Source organism: Hahella sp. CR1 (genome assembly GCF_029813005.1).
Lineage (GTDB): Bacteria > Pseudomonadota > Gammaproteobacteria > Pseudomonadales > Oleiphilaceae > Hahella.
In genome coordinates, this window is sequence record NZ_JAPELK010000001.1 from 418,334 (window position 1) to 435,934 (window position 17,601).

Sequence of the window (17,601 nt, forward strand, 5' to 3'; positions counted from 1 at the left end):
TTTGTTTTTAAGGCCTGAAACTTCATGTCATCACCCCTGAAAGTCATTTTCGCCGGCACCCCAGACTTCGCTGCTTCCGCACTGCAAGCGCTGCTGGACGCCAACTATCAGATCGTCGCCGTATACACTCAACCTGACCGGCCCGCCGGCCGTGGCAACAAGCTTCTTCCTGGTCCTGTAAAACAGCTTGCGCTAAAGCACGAAATTCCAGTGGAGCAGCCGCTCAACTTCAAAAATGAAGAAGATCGCCAACGCCTGCGCGATTATGACGCTGACGTGATGGTCGTAGCCGCCTACGGAATCATCCTGCCCCAAGCGGTGCTGGACGCTCCCAAACACGGCTGCCTCAATATTCATGCCTCGCTGTTGCCGCGCTGGCGCGGAGCCGCGCCAATTCAGCGTGCGATTATTGCGGGAGATGAAGAATCCGGCATCACGATCATGCAAATGGAAGCGGGGTTGGATACCGGACCGATGTTGCTCAAAACTGTCACTCCAATCACTGCTGACGACACAGGCCGCACACTGCATGACCGTCTGGCGCAAATGGGCGGAGCTGCAATTGTAGAAGCGCTGTCGCGCTTGCAGGAAGGCGAACTTCAGGGTGAAAGGCAACAAGACGATCTGGCCACCTATGCCCACAAGCTGCAAAAAGAGGAAGCTCGTATCGATTGGTCAGAGCCTGCGGCGCTGATCCAACGCAAAATCGCCGCCTTTAATCCCTGGCCAGTGTGTTTCACGGAAGACAACGGACAAACTATCCGCATTTGGGCGGCGAGCGCTTCTGTCGAAGACGCCAAGGCGCAACCGGGGACGATTCTTGAGCGCACAGCGGAAGCGGTCAAAGTCGCCTGCGGCGAAGGCGTGTTATCCATTACCAGCCTGCAGCTGCCCGGCGGCAAGCCCATAAGTTGCCAGGACCTGATCAACGGCGGCAAGCCCTTGATGCAATTGGGCCAGATCCTGGGGATAAACGGCTGATATGAAGCGACGCAAAACTCTCAGCGCCCGCGCAGCGGCGGCCAAAACCCTGCGCGCAGTGGCGGAAGAAGGACGTTCTCTGTCCGCCGCAATGGCGCCGGCTCTGGAACAGGTCGAAGAAAATGACCGCAGTTTTCTGCAAGCGCTGTGCTATGGCGTTTGTCGACATTATCTGACCTTGGAGCATTGGCTGGGGCAGTTATTGCGTCAGCCCATCAAGGCCAAAGAACGGGATATTCATTTCCTGCTGCTCAGCGGTCTGCATCAATTGGCGTTTATGGATAAACCCGCTCACGTCAGCATCAATGAAACTGTTAACGTCACCAAGGAGCTCAATAAGCTCTGGGCCACCAAGTTGGTCAACGGCGTACTCCGCAGCTTTCAACGCCGTAAGGACGAATTGCTGGCGCACAGCGAAGCGGACCTCAGTCTCCGCTACGCGATGCCACAGTGGCTATTAGACAAACTGGCCGCCGCCTATCCTCAACAACTTGACGAGTTGCTTGCCGCCAGTAACGCCCAGGCCCCGCTGACGCTGCGAGTCAACTTACAGAAAAACCGGCGGGAAGACTATCTGGAGCAATTGCGCCAGGCTGAAGTGGACGCCCACCTCTGTGAATGGGTGGAAACCGGCATCCAGTGCGAACAGGCGGTGGATGTAAGCCGTCTGCCGGGATTCTTCGACGCCGGTTTGTGCTCTGTACAAGACGAAGCGGCGCAACTCAGCGCTGCCCTGATAGACCCTCAGCCCAACGAGCAGGTGCTTGACGCCTGCTGCGCGCCGGGAGGCAAAACCGCTGCGCTGTTGGAACGTTGTCCCGACATTTCCGTGACCGCCGTAGATGTAGACCCCGAACGCCAACTTCGTACTCGCGACACGCTGCAGCGCCTGCAGTTGGACGCGGAGGTGCGCACAGCGGATGTCGGCGACCTGCAACAATGGTGGGATGGGACGCCATTCGATCGCATTCTGCTCGACGCCCCGTGCAGCGCGACAGGTGTGATACGCCGTCATCCAGACATCAAGCTGCTGCGCCGCAGTGAAGATATTCCCCAGCTTGCAGCGCTGCAACTAAAGCTGCTGCGAACTTTATGGACTACCCTGAAGCCTGGGGGCCTATTAGTCTATGCGACCTGTTCTATTCTTAAAGAAGAGAATGAGCATATAATTGAACGCTTTATCGCCGACGCTACGGACGCGGAGGTCTTACCGATTGAAGGGAAATATGGAATTCAGTCGTCTTTCGGAGTGCAGCTTTTGCCGGTAACCGGCGGCCATGACGGCTTTTTCTACGCCAGATTGCGGAAACAACCAACTCTGAAAGTCTCAGCTGTGGACGCTTAGCATGAAAATCATAATTCTTGGCGCCGGCCAAGTTGGGGGAACCCTCGCGGAAAACCTGGCCAGCGAGGCGAATGACATCACTGTAGTGGACTCCAATCCCCAGCGCCTGCGCTCATTGCAGGACCGGCTGGATATCCGCACCGTGCAGGGACAGGCTTCCTATCCCAACATTCTGAAACAGGCGGGGGCGGACGACGCGGATATGCTGATCGCCGTCACCAACAGCGATGAAGTCAATATGGTGGCCTGTCAGGTCGCCTTCACGTTGTTCAAGACGCCGACCAAAATCAGCCGGGTGCGCACCTCCGCATACCTCACCAAAAAAGGCCTGTTCAACACTGAAGCCTTTCCCATTGACGTCATTATCAGCCCGGAGCAGGTAGTAACCGAGCACATCACCCGACTGATTGAGAACCCCGGCGCCTTGCAGGTGCTGGATTTCTCCAAAGGACTGGTGCGGCTGGTGGGCATCAAAGCCACCAAAGGCGGCCCCTTGATCGGCCATGAATTGGCCTACCTGCGCCAGCATCTGCCGCATATCGATACCCGCGTCGCGGCCATATATCGCAAGGACAGAGCCATTATCCCTCAGGGCGATACGGTCATTGAGGAAAATGACGAGGTCTTCTTCATCGCCGCGCGGGATAACATTCGCAAGGTCATGAGCGAGCTGCAGCCGCTGGAGAAGCCGTATCGTCGCATCATGATCGCCGGTGGCGGCAATATCGGGGCGCGGCTGGCGGAAACATTGGAGGGGCGCTACCAGGTCAAACTGATTGAGCACAACCAGGACCGTTGCATCCAGCTCTCCGAAGAGCTGAACAAGACCATCGTGCTACACGGCAATGCGGCCTACAAGGAGCTGCTGCTGGAAGAAAATATCGAAGACACGGATGTTTTCTGCGCCGTCACCAACGACGACGAGGCCAACATTATGGCTTCCATGCTGGCCAAGCGGCTTGGCGTGCGTAAGGTGATGACCTTGATTAACAACCCGGATTACGTCGACCTGATTCAAGGCGGCGAAATCGACGTCGCTATCTCGCCGCAGCAAACCACCATCGGCAGTTTGCTTACGCACGTAAGAAGAGGTGACGTAGTAAGCGCACACTCACTTCGACGCGGAGCGGCTGAAACCATTGAGGCGATCGCTCACGGCGACCATCGCTCCTCCAAAGTGGTGGGCAAGCGGCTGGATGAAATTTCGTTGCCCGCAGGCTCTACTATCGGCGCCATTGTAAGACGGGGCGAGGTATTGATCGCTCACGACCATCTGCGCATCCAGCCGGATGACCACGTCATCCTGTTCGTGGTGGATAAACGCAGAATCGCCGAAGTTGAGCGCCTGTTCCAAGTGGGACTCGCATTCTTTTAACGCATATACCAAAAATAAGCGCACAACAGTTCAATGCATTATTCGGCGATAGCTAAAATTCTGGGCGTCCTGCTGATGTTGTTCAGCACCACCATGATCCCTCCCATCGTGGTGTCGCTGATCTACGAAGACGGCCACATGCAGCCTTTCCTTACCGCCATGTGCGGTATTTTTCTGACCGGACTCCTGGTATGGCTGCCCGTATTTCGCCAAACCAGCGAACTACGTATACGCGACGGCTTCGTGGTCACGGTGCTGTTTTGGGTAGTGCTGAGTTTGAGTGGAGCGGTTCCTCTTTATCTGAGCGAGCATCCTCACCTCAGTCTGGTCGACGCTATTTTTGAATCAGTATCCGGCCTGACCACCACCGGCGCCACCGTGATGACCGGTATCGACATACTCCCCAAATCCATCCTCTGGTATCGGCAGCAACTACAGTGGCTGGGCGGCATGGGAATTATCGTTTTGGCGGTGGCGATCCTGCCGATGCTGGGCATCGGCGGAATGCAGTTATATCGGGCGGAAGCCCCAGGTCCGGTAAAGGACAACAAGCTTACGCCCAGAATCACCGAAACAGCAAAAGCGCTTTGGTATATCTATGTCTCACTCACTGCGCTGTGCGCACTGTTGTACTGGTGGGCGGGCATGGACGCATTCGACGCCATCGGACACAGCTTCGCCACTATCGCCATCGGCGGTTTCTCCACCCATGACGCCTCCATCGGCTACTTCAACAGCCCGCTGATTGAGATCATCTGCATCGTTTTCATGTTCCTGGCCGGGATCAATTTCGCCATGCACTTTTTCGCCTGGCGTCGCCGTTCAGTGCTGGTCTACCTGAAAGATCCAGAGGTCGTGTTTTATTCGCTGATTCTGTTGAGCGTCTCCATCGTCACCGTCGGCGTATTGATTGGCACTTCCACCTACGATCCCTTCACCGCCATTATCCGCGGCGTGTTTGAAGTGGTTAGCGTGGCGACCACCACCGGTTTCGCCACTGCGGACTTCGCCCATTGGCCGCACCTGTTACCGTTCCTGCTGTTCGTCGTCGCCTTTATCGGTGGTTGCGCGGGCTCGACAGGGGGCGGCATGAAAGTCATCCGGGTACTGCTGATTTATAAGCAAGGTATGCGGGAAGTGAAGCGCATCGTACACCCCAATGCCGTGCTGCAAGTAAAACTGGGGCGCAAGCCGGTGCCGGACCGGGTGCTGGAGGCGGTATGGGGCTTCTTCTCGGTTTACATGTTCATGTTCGTGTTCATGTTGATGGGCCTGCTCGCCACCGGGCTGGACCAGGTCACCGCCTGGTCCGCCGTCGGCGCCTGTATCAATAATCTGGGACCAGGTTTAGGTGGCGTGGCGTTGCATTACGGCGAGCTGAATGAGCCCGCCAAGTGGATACTGTGCTTCGCCATGCTGCTGGGTCGTCTTGAAGTGTTTACGCTGCTGATTCTGTTTACGCCTGCTTTCTGGCGTCGCTAGTCTCAGGCGCCACTAAATGACGCCGGATGGCGGACATCAGTTCACGCTGGAAGTCCGCCTCCAACGGAAACATATGGCCAGCGTCGGTGATCATACGCAAATCCGCCAACGGCAGGTTATCCGCCAGATGTTGAGCGAACCGCCAGGGAACGAAACGATCTTTCACCCCCTGATAAATATGAGTCGGCAAACGGATTTCCGACAAAGAAAAACCCCAGTGTCGATACTGCGCCAGCAAATCCAACATCACGCCTTGTACGCCCTGGTTAAAAGCTTCATGTTGATTGTCCATGAAACGCTCCAAGATGCCTGCATCGCGCAACAAGGCGAGATCCTGCTCCGTACTCGAGCTTTCAATAAACTTCAGGTACAGCTTGGGGCTGTATCGCTCCGTCAGCCTCAGCAGGGATAATAAAGTACGAAACAACCCCGTGCTGACTTCAGCGATCTTCGGACCGCGTTGTTCATTACGCCAGAGCAAATCTTTGGCCGCGCTCATTTCCCCAAAATTGGTATAGCTGGCCATGACTGCGACAAAGGCGATGCGTTTGGGAATCTCAAAGGCGCAGGTCAAAGCATAGGCGCCGCCACTGGACCAACCCGCCACCGCGAACTGATAAATCCCCAGCGCATCGGCGACGGCGCTGACGTCTCTGGGATAATCCAGCAACGTGTAATTGTCCGCCAGGGAAGATGCGCCCATGCCCGGACGATCAACGACAATCCAGCGCAACCCGGCGGCGCGCGCCGCGTCATGAAAAAAAGCGCCTTCCAAACGCGAGCCGGGCGCGCCGTGAGCGTAAAAAACCGGCGCTCCAGCGGGGTCGCCCCATTCGCCATAGGCGAGGGTTCGCTGGCCGGGGAGTTGCAACAGGTTGAGCGCGCCTGTTGCGGGAAGGGGGGATACATTCCTTCGCCAAGGCATGTTCATGGATGCCTTACCTCTCTACTTCTTCCAACTACTTAAGCAACAGCGTCCGGGATCACCGGTCGCTTCCAAACCCTGAATGCGGATCGCATCACAAAATATAGCAAAGGGCTTCATATTGTCTAACCAGCAGGCTGTCAGGGCTATGAGCAACACGCCAGAACCAAGGCTGGTTCAAATTTTCACGACGAAAATTACTGTAAATTTATGTGTTTGTTAGTTATTGCACGTTAACAAACCAATAAAAATAGCGGCGTCATGCGAGGCAGGTATGGATAAACTCCAGCGCAACATTTTGTTGTCTTTGTGCTTAAGTTCCCTCGCGCTGGGGGGCTGTGGGGGTAGTGAAAAGAAAGATGAGTCCAGTCCGCCAGTGGTGGTGGAACCGCCGGATGTCATTGTAGAGGAGCCTCAAGAACCTTTTCCTGTCACCAAGAACCTGTTTTTCTCAGGGCTGCAAAACCCTGGTGAGGATACGGAAAAGAACTTCGCATTCCGCTATGACATCGCCGCCGGCAGCGTATACCGGCAAAGTCCCAGTCAACCGACCTCCACCCTGGCTCCGGTAATTCCGCTGGGGAAAAGCCGCGCCAGCGCAGGCTATATGCTGATGATCGAGTCTGGAAAACTATTCCTGGGGAAACCTGATCAATCCTCCCTGACCCAGGTCAGTACACTCGCCTCCACCGTCTGCGCCGCCGCCGTCCTGCCGGAAGGTCTGGGTTACGGCAAGTCTAAAATCACCGTGCGTACGCCAGGCGTAGACGCCACATGCGCCAATGAGGACGACGCCTACTTCAAAATTCCACTCAATGCTGCGGTCACTGACGCGCCCGGCAATGGCGCCGCTAACGACCTCAACCTGACGCCTTTCTGGAAACCCAACTGGGCGTTGGCGGGTTACCTGCGGTCCACGGCCGATTCCCTGGAGATACTGGACGCGCAAGGCGCTCTGGCGCGTAGCATCGACGGACTGACAAGCGCTGACTTCGATTACGCCTTCACCACCGGCGAACTGGATATGTTACTGACCACAGACAGCCAGGTCTTCGCTAATAGCGGCGCCGAACTACTGGATACAGGCATGGCGTTGACGGCGCTGGCCTCTATCGACGCCAATGTCATGGACCCTGCAAAAACGGTCGTAGACGGCGACACTGTATACCTGATTGATGGCGCCCTGGTGCGCAAAATCGCTCTGGAAGGCGGCGCCAATGACGTCTTGCATGACTTCACCAGTGAGGGCTCTATTACTGGTCGTCTGGCGCAAACAACGGATTATCTGGTTATCGCTCTGGATAATGTACGTTTGTATTTGGTGGATAAAGTGACAGGGGAGTCGCGGGAAATCATTAATCCTATCAGCGGCGATTACCTGACCGGCGCTTCTCGCATCTACGCTAACTATCAAGACGCCAGCAACGCCAGCGCCTATCTGGTGAATCTGGATATGGCTGCAACTGCTTGCCCGGGCGATCACTGCGCAGTCACGGAAAGCGCCCATTGGCTGTATTTCCAGACCTTCAAGGAAGTAGGGATCGGCTACGCGCCAGTGTTGATGACGGGAGAAGAAACCCCAGACCCGAATCCGGACGACTCCGTCGACAGTTATGTACCCGCCTTTGAAAACGGTTACTACAACCGCCCGGTTTTTACTTCGTACAACCTGAATGAAGGCTTGCCTGTGCTCAACCTTGGCCGCCTGAACGGTCAGAACAAACTTATCCAGACAGGCGTTGTGGAACAGACGCACGGCCTGTTCACCATGGAGAACAATCCAGACAACGGCGATGAACTCGCTGACGTGATTTATTTCAACCTGTCTCTGGCCAGCTCTCTGAAAAATATCAGCCGCTCTGGCTCAATCGATGAAAAAGTGCTGCGGGAAAGCGACCTGTCCCAGCGCTCGCCACTGCGGACCGGCAACCGCTTTTAAGGGTTTCCGGTCCGTTGGGGCATTCAATCGTAGAAATGGCGTTCGCCGTCCGGACGCCGTTTGAACCGCTTATACTCCCATTGATACTGCTCCGGCGTCTCCCGCACGCAGACCTCCACCGTGGCGTTCAACGCAGCGGCGGAGGTTTCCAGATCTTCGGAGTAAATATCCGCAGCCACTGACCGCACCGTCATCACAAAACCTTCTCCTTCCGGTAAACGCTTGGCGTAGACGCAAAGCACTTTGGCGTCGGTGCGTTCAATCAGTTTGGAGACCAGCTTGATAGTATTGGCGGGAATGCCGAAGAAAGGGGCGAATACGCCACCGCTGAGCTCCGGTTCCTGGTCGGGAAGAATGCCGATTACGCCTTGCTCCCGCAAAATATGGAACAAACGCATGACGCCGCGCTTATTGGCGGGAACAAGCTCTGAGCCATTGCGCTCGCGCACGGCGCGCATATAGTCGTCCAGTTCCTCGATTTTAGGCGGCTGATAAAGCGCCGCCATGGAGTAACGCGCAGCGAAAAACAACCCCGCCACTTCCCAGTTGCCCAGGTGCGGAGCCAGCAGAATCAACCCTTTGCCGGCGTCTTCAGCTTCTTTGATGAGGTGCTCGCCATCAATGGATTTGATCAAAGACAGCGTCTTCTCAGCGGGCCATTCCCACACCGCGCCAGTTTCAAACGCCACCTTACCGGTTTCGCGCATACTGGCGGCGCCCAGCGCGTTGATTTCAGCGGCGCTTTTTTCAGGGAAACAACGTTGCAGATTGGTGCGCGTCACCCGCGCCGGACCGGCGTTGCAGCGCCAGGTCAAGGCGCCCAGCCAACCGCCCAATCGCTGCGCCCAGCGCAGGGACAGTTTGGAAACCAAGCGAATCAGAAAGATGATCAGCGTGGCGATGAGTTTGGATTTGTTCAAGAGATACCTGTGAATTCGGGGCGTACGTCACCTTAAACTGGCGTCAGATAGCGTCTTTTTTCCGCAGAAACAGCAATTTTCGCGTAATTTCGCGGCTATATCCTATGGCTATCTGCAATCGGCGCGCACACGTAGTATAATTTGCCGCTTTATTCTACAGGCCGGCGACGTCCTGACAAGTAAGCGCCTGCGGCTAAAGAACCAAACATGCACAGCAAGTGGTGTAAACCGTGACTGATACAAACAAGCCAGATGTAAAAACCTTTCAGGGATTAATCCGAACTCTCCAAGACTATTGGGCTCGTCAGGGCTGCGTCATTTTGCAGCCGCTGGACATGGAGGTAGGGGCAGGCACCTTTCACCCGGCCACGTTTTTACGCGCTATCGGTCCGGAAACCTGGAACGCCGCCTATGTACAGCCTAGCCGCCGTCCCACTGACGGCCGCTACGGCGAAAACCCCAACCGCCTGCAGCATTACTACCAATATCAGGTAGTGCTGAAGCCTTCTCCCGATAATATTCAAGAGCTGTATCTGGGCTCTCTGCGGGAAATGGGCATTGATCCTCTGGTGCACGACATCCGCTTCGTGGAGGATAACTGGGAATCTCCAACACTCGGCGCCTGGGGACTGGGTTGGGAAGTCTGGCTGAACGGCATGGAAGTAACCCAGTTCACTTACTTCCAGCAGGTGGGCGGTCTGGAATGTTATCCCGTGACCGGCGAAATCACCTATGGTCTGGAGCGGATCGCCATGTATCTGCAGGGCGTCGACAGCGTATACGACCTGATCTGGACCCATGGCCCGCAAGGCCCGGTCACTTACGGCGATGTGTTTCACCAAAACGAAGTGGAGATGTCCACTTACAACTTTGAAGAAGCAGACACCACCGAACTGTTCCGTCACTTCGACACTTACGAGCGCGAGAGCAAGCGTCTGATCGAAAAAGGTCTGCCGCTGCCCGCTTATGAAATGGTGTTGAAGGCGTCGCATACATTTAACCTGCTGGACGCACGGCACGCGATCTCAGTCACTGAGAGACAGCGTTTCATCCTGCGCGTGCGCGGCCTCGCCAAAGATGTGGCGCAAGCCTACTTTGACCGCCGCAAACAATTGGGCTTCCCATTGGCCGAAGCCTCTATCCGTGACGAAGTGCTAGCCAGCGAAGGGGAGAAGTAAGTCAATGAACCACCAGGATTTTTTAGTAGAAATCGGCGCTGAAGAACTACCGCCGAAAGCCTTGCGTCAATTGGCGGACGCCTTCGCAGAAGGCATCCGCCAGCGTCTGGAAAAAGCGCAACTGTCCTTCTCTGACCTGACATGGTACGCCGCCCCCAGACGTCTGGCGGTGCATGTCTCAGGACTGGCGGAAAAGCAGCCGGATCTGGAAGTGGAAAAACGCGGCCCCGCTCTGCAAGCGGCTTTCGACGCCGCCGGCGCGCCCACCAAAGCCTGTGAAGGTTTCGCCCGTTCCTGCGGAACCACGCCGGACAAACTGGAGAAGCTGGAAACGGACAAAGGCGTTTGGCTGGTGTTTCGCAGCAAGCAGTCCGGCGCGCCAACCACCGGTCTGTTGCCGGCCATCGTTGAAGAATCCCTGGCGGCGCTGCCGATTCCCAAGCGCATGCGTTGGGGGGCGCGTCGCACGGAATTCGTGCGTCCTGTGCATTGGATCATCATGCTGTTCGGCGAAAAAGTCATCGACTGCGAAATTCTGGGTTTGAAAGCGGGCAATACCACGTTGGGCCACCGTTTCCACCACCCCGCGCCTATCGAGATCGCCACGCCCGCCAATTACAAAGAGGCGTTGAAAGCCGGCTATGTCATGGCGGACTTTGAAGAGCGCATAGCGCTGATCAGACAACAAGTGGAAGCCATCGCCAAGCAAACTTCCGGCGTCGCCGTTATCGACGAAGCGCTATTGGAAGAAGTCGCCAGCTTGAACGAATGGCCAACCGCGTTAATGGGACGCTTTGAGGATCGCTTCCTGGAAGTGCCGGCGGAAGCCTTGATCTCCACGATGAAAGGCAACCAGAAATACTTCCATGTGGTGGATACGGAAGGCCGCATGCTGCCTTACTTCATCACCGTGGCCAATATTGAAAGCAAAGACCCGCAACAGGTTATCGACGGTAACGAGCGAGTCATCCGCCCCCGTCTCAGCGATGCGGCGTTTTTCTTCTCCACGGATAAGAAACGCACTCTGGCGAGTCGCCTGGAAGACCTGAAACCCATCGTATTCCAGCAGCAGTTGGGAACGGTGTACGACAAGGCCATTCGCGTCGGCAAGCTGGCGGCGAAAATCGCGGCGAAGATCGACAGCAACCCTGAATGGGCGCAGCGTGCAGGCGAACTCAGCAAGACCGATCTGGCGACGGAAATGGTCATGGAATTCCCGGAACTGCAGGGAACCATGGGCCGTTATTACGCCGCTATCGACGGTGAGCCGGAAGAAGTCTCCCTAGCCCAGGAAGAACAGTACCTGCCTCGTTTCGCCGGCGATCAGCTGCCAACAACCTTGACCGGCTGCGCGGTATCCCTGGCGGATAAACTGGACACCATCGTCGGTATTTTCGGCATCAATCAACCGCCAACTGGCGCTAAAGACCCGTTTGGTCTGCGTCGCGCCGCCTTGGGCGTACTGCGGATTCTGGTGGAGAAAAAGCTGGATCTGGACCTTGCCGAGTGCGTGCAATGGGCGCAGGAACTGCACGGCGATCTGCCGGCGGAAAACCTGGAAACGGCTGTGGTTGACTACATGCTGGATCGTTTCCGCGCTTGGTACGAAGAAGCCGGCGTGCCTACTGAAGTATTCCTGAGCGTGCTGGCTCGTCGTCCCACCAAACCAGTGGAGTTCGATCAACGCGTGCTGGCGGTGGCGGAGTTCCTGAAGCTCGACGCAGCGCAGGCATTGGCGGCGGCGAACAAGCGGGTATCCAATATCCTCAGCAAAGAGCAGGTGGAAATCTCCGCAGAGTCGGCGAATCCAGAGCTGTTCACCGAGGAAGCGGAGAAGAACCTGTTCCGCGCCTTGCAGGAGAAATCCGAGTCCACGCGTCCGTTTATCGAACAACGCAACTTCACTCAGGCGCTGCAGCAATTGGCGGAGTTGAAAGACGTCATCGACCTGTTCTTCGACAAGGTCATGGTGATGGTGGATGATCCGGCTATCCGCAGTAACCGTATGACGCTGCTGGCCAGCCTGCGTCACGTGTTCCTGCAGGTCGCGGACATCTCCTTACTGCAAAACAAAGCGTAAACCACACAGGGAAGAGCGGGTGAGCATCAATACACTGCTGATATTGGACCGGGACGGCGTCATCAATGAAGACTCCGACGACTACATCAAGTCGGAACAGGAATGGCGGCCGATTCCGGGCAGTATTGAAGCTATCGCGGCCTTATCCGCTGCGGGCTTCACCGTCGCCGTCGCCACCAACCAAAGCGGTCTGGGACGCGGCTATTTCGATGAAGCCGAGCTGGGCAGGATGCACGCCAAATTGCTCAATCTGGTCGCGCAGCATGGCGGCGCCGTCGCCGCCATCGCCTTCTGTCCCCATGTGCCGGACGATCAATGCGACTGCCGCAAACCCAGGCCCGGTCTGGTGCGCAGAATTGAAGAAGAAACCGGCATGTCCGCCGCTGACGCCTGGTTTGTCGGCGACAACGTCGGCGATATCGGCGCCGCCCGCGCTGCAGGTTGCCAGCCTGTGCTGGTGAAAACCGGCAAAGGCGAGCGCACCCTGGTCAAACTAGCGCCAGAAGAACTGGACTGCGTCCCCGTTTTTACCGACTTGGCGGACTTCGCCAACTATGCCATCGCAAGACTCAAAGAGAGCCATTCAGAGAGCTAAACGAAGCTTGATTTTAACCGCCGCATTATCTATGTTATGCGGCACGGTTTACGGCGTGTAGCGCAGCCTGGTAGCGCACTTCGTTCGGGACGAAGGGGTCGGAGGTTCGAATCCTCTCACGCCGACCATGTCTACATCCCAACCTCTCGTTTACACCTACTTTATCCAAGAAAAACCCAGCGGGGTCGGACCCGGAAGCCCGGCGCGTTCAATCCTCTCACGCCGACCATATCCACATCCCAACCCATCGTTTTCATCCTATTTATCCAAGAAAACTCCAGCGGGGTCGGACCCGGAAGCCCGGCGCGTTGAGTCCCCTCCCGCCGACTGTATTCATATACCCCAATCATTGTTTATCGCCCTTTCTCGCATAATCCCCGTTCGCCCTGAGCCTGTCGAAGGGCTTTCCAGAGCATTCACAGAATCCAGATCACCACCCTCCAAATTCCCCCTCATAATCGGCCAAATTCCATACTGATTCCCCTGGTGGTATGCGTTACGCTTAATAAAGCGCCGGAGGAGGAATGCATGATGCTGCGTGTTCTGTTTGTCTCTGCTTTAGTTCTGGTTACGTCGGGATGCGGATCTGGAGAAGGATCGGATCAAGGCGCAAATACGCCCGTCGGCATATCAGAGCGACCGGATAACGCCACCTGTCTGGCTTTCAACAATACCGGCTCCAGCGCCATCAAACTCACCCCTATCGCATCGGGTCTGGACTTCTCCAGCCCGATTCTGATGCTGCCCCATCCCAGCCTGACTAATATTTTTTATGTCGTGCAACAACGTGGGCGGGTTTACCGGGTGAACCTCAACGACAACACCCGCACCACGCTGATTGATCTCTCCGAGCACTACGATCTCAGTACTTGCGGCGAGTGCGGATTACTCGGCATGGCGTTTCACCCGAACTTCGCCGAGAACGGCTATCTCTATTTTTCCTTCACGGAAAACGTCTCTGGCATGACCTCCTTTGTGGCCCGATTCGAAAGCGCGGACAACGGCCAGACTCTTCGTTCCGATAGCGGCGGCGATCTGCTGCGGGACAATCTAATTGAAGTCAGCCAACCCTATTCCAACCATAACGGCGGGCACATCGCTTTCGGTTCAGACAATTTGCTGTATTACGGCCTGGGTGACGGCGGCTCCGGCAACGATCCTGACAATAATGGTCAGACCGTTTCCACACTACTAGGCTCCATGTTGCGCTTGAATGACGATGGCTCTCCCGCCTCCGGTAATAACGTGCCCGGCGCGCTACCGGAAATCTACGCATACGGTCTGCGCAATCCCTGGCGTTGGAGTTTTGATCGGGACACTGGCGACTTATGGTTGGGCGATGTCGGCCAGGGTCAGTATGAAGAGGTGGATATCATCACCTCTGGCGGTAACTACGGTTGGCGCTGTTACGAAGGCATGCACCGCACCGGTAACAGTTGCACAAGCACTGGCCCTTATATAGCGCCAGTGGCGGAATACGACCATTCCGAGGGCATATCCATCACAGGGGGTTATGTCTATCGCGGCGACGCCATTCCTGGTCTTAAAGGCGTCTATGTGTTTGCCGACTTCGGTTCGGGTATCCTTTGGGGATTGAGAGCCAATGGCAGCGGCGGCTATGACCGGGAGACTCTGCTGGAAAGCGGCCGCAACGTCGCGTCTTTCGCAGAAGGAGCGGATGGAGAACTCTACGTCGTCACCTTTTCCGGGCTCTTCCGTATCGACCCGGATGACACGGATACCGACTCAGACTCTGTCCCGGAATTGCTTTCGCAAACCGGCTGCGTCAATCCCGATAATCCCACACAGCCTGCATCCGGGCTTATTCCCTACACCGTCATTGAGCCGTTCTGGTCCGATGGCGCAGACAAACAACGTTTTTTCGCGCTGCCCAATAATACCTATATTGACGTCAACGCTGCGGGCGACTTTCTGTTTCCCGATGGCTCCGTGCTGGTCAAACACTTCTACCTCAACGGCGCCATTATCGAAACCCGCCTATTCATGAAACAGGCGGAAGGTGACTGGCGCGGCTACAGTTATCAGTGGAATGAGACGAAAACAGACGCCACGCTGGTCGCGGAAGGCAAGGACGTGGATTACAGCGGACAAACCTGGCGCTTTCCCGGTTCAGGCGAATGCGCTCAATGCCACACGAGCGCTGCGGGTTTCAGCCTGGGCCTGGAGACAATGCAGTTGAATCGGGAGCTGATCTATCCACAAAGCCGCATACGCGCCAACCAGCTGCAGACTCTGGCGCATATCAACGTCTTCTCAGCGCCACTAAGCGACGCGCATCTGGCCAACGCGCTTCCCGCCAGCAGCAATGACAACGCAACTCTGGAACATCGCGCCCGCGCTTATCTGCACAGTAACTGCGCCAATTGCCATCAACCCGGCGGCACGTCGCAGAGCACGATGGACCTGCGCTTTTCGACAGCGCTGTCTTCAACCCAGGCCTGCGACCAGGAGCCATTGAACGGCGATATCGGCGTCGACAATGCTAAGCTGATCTCTCCGGGAGACGCATCCATGTCGCTGATTTATCTGCGTATGACCCACCCTGGTGAATACCGGATGCCGCCGCTGGCGAGTCATCAAGTCGACGCGGAAGGCGGCGCCCTGATTCAGGACTGGATCAACAGCCTGACTTCATGCGACTGAACTTTATGGCTATCTATATTGATTAACAAACAGGCGGACACGACTTTTGTCCGCCACATAAATAAAACACGTAGTAGGGGAGAAATAAGGAATGCTCGCGCATTTTTTGGGAGGCGTCGGCCTGTTTTTGCTGGGAATGACCTTGTTGACGGACGGCCTCAAACTCGCCGCCGGTCCCGCGCTGGAGGTCATGCTCAGTCGCTGGACATCAACTCGATCGCGAGCCCTTGCCAGCGGCGTGGCCATCACGGCCCTGGTGCAGTCTTCCAGCGCCGTCACGGTCGCGACCCTGGGTTTCGTTAACGCAGGACTCTTGATGTTTGAACACGCCACCTGGGTCATTTTCGGCAGTAATGTCGGCACCACCTTGACCGCCTGGCTAGTGGCGCTACTGGGCTTCAGTATTAAAATCGACGCTTACGCTTTGCCGTTAATCGGCATTGGCGCCTTCATTCATCTCGGCGGTCGCAGCCCCCGACTGAAAGCCGCAGGAACCGCCATCGCCGGCTTCGGCTTGCTGTTCTTGGGCATCGACGCCATGAAGTCCGCCTTTGAAGGATTGGGCGCTAATTTTACGGATAACCTCAACTTTGGAGACAACCTCTCTCTGCTATGGATGGTGGTGGTCGGCATCGTGCTGACCGTGCTGATGCAATCCTCCAGCGCCGCTATCGCCATTATTCTGACCGCCATCGCAGGCAAGATGCTGCCCTTGGAAGCGGGAGCGGCGGCGGTAATTGGGGCGAATATCGGCACCACTTCCACCGCCATTCTTGCCTCCTTCGGCGCCACCGCCAACGCGAAACGTCTGTCTTTGGCGCATGTGTTATTCAACCTCATCACCGGCGCAGCCGCCCTGGCGATGCTGCCTTTGTTTCTCTGGGCGCTGGGAGCGCTTAGCGGCATGCGCCAGGACCTGAATAACCCTGCAGTTTTGCTGGCGGCCTTCCATACTGTTTTCAACCTGTTGGGCGTCGCTCTGATGTGGCCGTTGGGGACGCCAATGACCGCGTGGTTGAAAACCCGCTTTCAGAAAGGCGGCAAAGTGCTCTCCCTGCAACATCTTGATAAGAGCGCCATCGTGGTGCCGGACGTCGCTATTCACGCCGTCGTCATGGAGCTGGAGCGTTTTCAGGGGCTGCTGTCCGCCCATATCCAGAATGCGCTGCTCAACCCCGGAGACCACCGCACGCTGGAAACCCGTCGCGAACTGAGAGAGCTGTTGGATGAACTCAACCAGCACATCACTAATATTCTGCATCAGCCGCTAAGACTGCCGCTGACGCAACAGCTGCCTCAGTGCCTGCAAGTAATTCAATACGCCTATAATCTCCTGGAGACGCTGGATGAAGTAGAGCAGGAACCATCGCTGGATCGCTCTCTGACCGCCCCTATGAACGATTGGCTGAATCTGTATTGCCATCCCTCCATTGTGACGGAAACGGCGCAGGAAGGCGCTGACAGCGCGGCTCAGGCGGAACTCTCATATCGTGAGGCCAAGCAGAGATTGCTGGACGACGCACTGGAGAAAACGCTCAAGTTAACTACGATGAATCAGGCTCTGCAGCGATTGAGCCTGTATAAGCGGATGCAGGAGCAGATGTTAAAAGCCGCCCGCTTGGTGGCGGGCCTGAAACCCGGGACTTAATGGACGTCCCGGCTTGACAGTCCGCTTCGGCTAATAGTTAAATGATAATCATTATCAATTAATAACTTAACATCCGATCCATGACAGGGACACTTCAGGGTTTCGACACACAAGAGCCGGCGATCCGCGAACTACGCCGCAAGATCCGCTACGCCACAGAAGCGGACAATCCGCAGTTACTGCCCTTGTGGCTGTCGATGGAAGAAACCCTGACGCCCGCCTGCGTCGCCAGTCGCTGGCGGTTGTACGCCGCAGAGTTCCGGCTCTTGTTGGACACGCTCGCGGACGACCTGATTCCCGGCCACTGGCGAACGCTGTGCATGGATCAGATTTATCGCCCCCTGGCGGCGCTGAGCCGCATCGCCGATGGCGAGTCCCGCCGCCGCCAGCTAAATGAGTTCCTCTACGAACTCAGAACCACCAGCCATTTCTTTCAAGCCAGCCTGACCGGCTGAAACACTCAGGAGAG

Annotated in this window: 13 protein-coding genes and 1 tRNA gene; 12 read left to right on the forward strand and 2 right to left on the reverse strand. The window is 56.4% G+C overall.

Annotated features, from left to right (window positions below):
* Positions 1 to 24 precede the first annotated feature (24 nt).
* From fmt to ONV78_RS01890, 4 genes are read left to right on the forward strand one after another with little or no spacing between them, the layout of a single operon-like run.
* Positions 25 to 981, forward strand: coding sequence for a methionyl-tRNA formyltransferase (fmt, locus tag ONV78_RS01875; protein WP_279500620.1), 957 nt, complete (start codon positions 25 to 27; stop codon positions 979 to 981).
* A gap of 1 nt (position 982) precedes the next feature.
* Positions 983 to 2,326 carry a 16S rRNA (cytosine(967)-C(5))-methyltransferase RsmB gene (gene rsmB, locus ONV78_RS01880; RefSeq protein WP_279500622.1) on the forward strand — a complete coding sequence of 448 codons (1,344 nt, stop codon included), beginning with the start codon at positions 983 to 985 and terminating at the stop codon, positions 2,324 to 2,326.
* Between the two features lies 1 nt (position 2,327).
* Positions 2,328 to 3,701: a Trk system potassium transporter TrkA gene (gene trkA / locus ONV78_RS01885; protein WP_127967793.1), complete on the forward strand. Its 1,374-nt coding sequence runs from the start codon at positions 2,328 to 2,330 to the stop codon at positions 3,699 to 3,701.
* Between the two features lie 33 nt (positions 3,702 to 3,734).
* Positions 3,735 to 5,183: a TrkH family potassium uptake protein gene (locus ONV78_RS01890; RefSeq protein ID WP_127967792.1), complete on the forward strand. Its 1,449-nt coding sequence runs from the start codon at positions 3,735 to 3,737 to the stop codon at positions 5,181 to 5,183.
* On the opposite strand, the gene ONV78_RS01895 is transcribed toward ONV78_RS01890, so the two are convergent.
* Positions 5,158 to 6,108 carry an alpha/beta hydrolase gene (locus ONV78_RS01895; RefSeq protein WP_279500626.1) on the reverse strand — a complete coding sequence of 317 codons (951 nt, stop codon included), beginning with the start codon at positions 6,106 to 6,108 and terminating at the stop codon, positions 5,158 to 5,160. The two genes, ONV78_RS01890 and ONV78_RS01895, sit on opposite strands and share 26 nt — an antisense overlap.
* 274 nt (positions 6,109 to 6,382) lie before the next feature.
* On the opposite strand from ONV78_RS01895, the gene ONV78_RS01900 reads away from it, so the two are divergent.
* Positions 6,383 to 8,047 (forward strand): hypothetical protein, encoded by a 1,665-nt coding sequence (locus ONV78_RS01900; RefSeq protein WP_279500627.1) that lies wholly within the window; start codon positions 6,383 to 6,385, stop codon positions 8,045 to 8,047.
* 23 nt (positions 8,048 to 8,070) lie between these two features.
* Here ONV78_RS01900 and ONV78_RS01905 read toward each other — a convergent pair whose 3' ends face one another.
* The gene (locus tag ONV78_RS01905) at positions 8,071 to 8,967 is read right to left on the reverse strand and encodes a lysophospholipid acyltransferase family protein (RefSeq protein ID WP_279500629.1); all 897 of its coding nucleotides are present in this window, start codon (positions 8,965 to 8,967) and stop codon (positions 8,071 to 8,073) included.
* A 230-nt stretch (positions 8,968 to 9,197) separates the two neighbouring features.
* Here ONV78_RS01905 and glyQ point away from each other — a divergent pair, with 230 nt between their 5' ends.
* From glyQ to ONV78_RS01940, 7 genes are all read left to right on the forward strand, one after another.
* Positions 9,198 to 10,145, forward strand: a complete 948-nt coding sequence (gene glyQ, locus ONV78_RS01910) for a glycine--tRNA ligase subunit alpha (protein ID WP_011394022.1) — start codon at positions 9,198 to 9,200, stop codon at positions 10,143 to 10,145.
* Positions 10,146 to 10,149: 4 nt separating this feature from the next.
* Positions 10,150 to 12,225: a glycine--tRNA ligase subunit beta gene (glyS, locus tag ONV78_RS01915; protein ID WP_279500634.1), complete on the forward strand. Its 2,076-nt coding sequence runs from the start codon at positions 10,150 to 10,152 to the stop codon at positions 12,223 to 12,225.
* A 19-nt stretch (positions 12,226 to 12,244) separates the two neighbouring features.
* Positions 12,245 to 12,820: a D-glycero-beta-D-manno-heptose 1,7-bisphosphate 7-phosphatase gene (gmhB, locus tag ONV78_RS01920; RefSeq protein ID WP_279500636.1), complete on the forward strand. Its 576-nt coding sequence runs from the start codon at positions 12,245 to 12,247 to the stop codon at positions 12,818 to 12,820.
* Between the two features lie 51 nt (positions 12,821 to 12,871).
* A tRNA-Pro gene (locus ONV78_RS01925) sits at positions 12,872 to 12,948 on the forward strand.
* Between the two features lie 400 nt (positions 12,949 to 13,348).
* Positions 13,349 to 15,484 (forward strand): SO2930 family diheme c-type cytochrome, encoded by a 2,136-nt coding sequence (locus tag ONV78_RS01930; protein WP_279500638.1) that lies wholly within the window; start codon positions 13,349 to 13,351, stop codon positions 15,482 to 15,484.
* A 91-nt stretch (positions 15,485 to 15,575) separates the two neighbouring features.
* The gene (locus ONV78_RS01935) at positions 15,576 to 17,132 is read left to right on the forward strand and encodes a Na/Pi symporter (protein WP_279500640.1); all 1,557 of its coding nucleotides are present in this window, start codon (positions 15,576 to 15,578) and stop codon (positions 17,130 to 17,132) included.
* A gap of 80 nt (positions 17,133 to 17,212) precedes the next feature.
* Positions 17,213 to 17,587 (forward strand): hypothetical protein, encoded by a 375-nt coding sequence (locus ONV78_RS01940; protein WP_279500646.1) that lies wholly within the window; start codon positions 17,213 to 17,215, stop codon positions 17,585 to 17,587.
* Positions 17,588 to 17,601: the final 14 nt, after the last annotated feature.

Bases quoted from the DNA above. Each gene is read 5' to 3' on its own strand.
- ONV78_RS01940 (WP_279500646.1), top strand. From the start codon at position 17,213: ATGACAGGGACACTTCAGGGTTTCGACACACAAGAGCCGGCGATCCGC.
- ONV78_RS01900 (WP_279500627.1), top strand. From the start codon at position 6,383: ATGGATAAACTCCAGCGCAACATTTTGTTGTCTTTGTGCTTAAGTTCC.
- fmt (WP_279500620.1), top strand. From the start codon at position 25: ATGTCATCACCCCTGAAAGTCATTTTCGCCGGCACCCCAGACTTCGCT.
- ONV78_RS01890 (WP_127967792.1), top strand. From the start codon at position 3,735: ATGCATTATTCGGCGATAGCTAAAATTCTGGGCGTCCTGCTGATGTTG.
- glyS (WP_279500634.1), top strand. From the start codon at position 10,150: ATGAACCACCAGGATTTTTTAGTAGAAATCGGCGCTGAAGAACTACCG.
- rsmB (WP_279500622.1), top strand. From the start codon at position 983: ATGAAGCGACGCAAAACTCTCAGCGCCCGCGCAGCGGCGGCCAAAACC.
- ONV78_RS01930 (WP_279500638.1), top strand. From the start codon at position 13,349: ATGATGCTGCGTGTTCTGTTTGTCTCTGCTTTAGTTCTGGTTACGTCG.
- ONV78_RS01895 (WP_279500626.1), bottom strand. From the start codon at position 6,108: ATGCCTTGGCGAAGGAATGTATCCCCCCTTCCCGCAACAGGCGCGCTC.
- ONV78_RS01935 (WP_279500640.1), top strand. From the start codon at position 15,576: ATGCTCGCGCATTTTTTGGGAGGCGTCGGCCTGTTTTTGCTGGGAATG.
- trkA (WP_127967793.1), top strand. From the start codon at position 2,328: ATGAAAATCATAATTCTTGGCGCCGGCCAAGTTGGGGGAACCCTCGCG.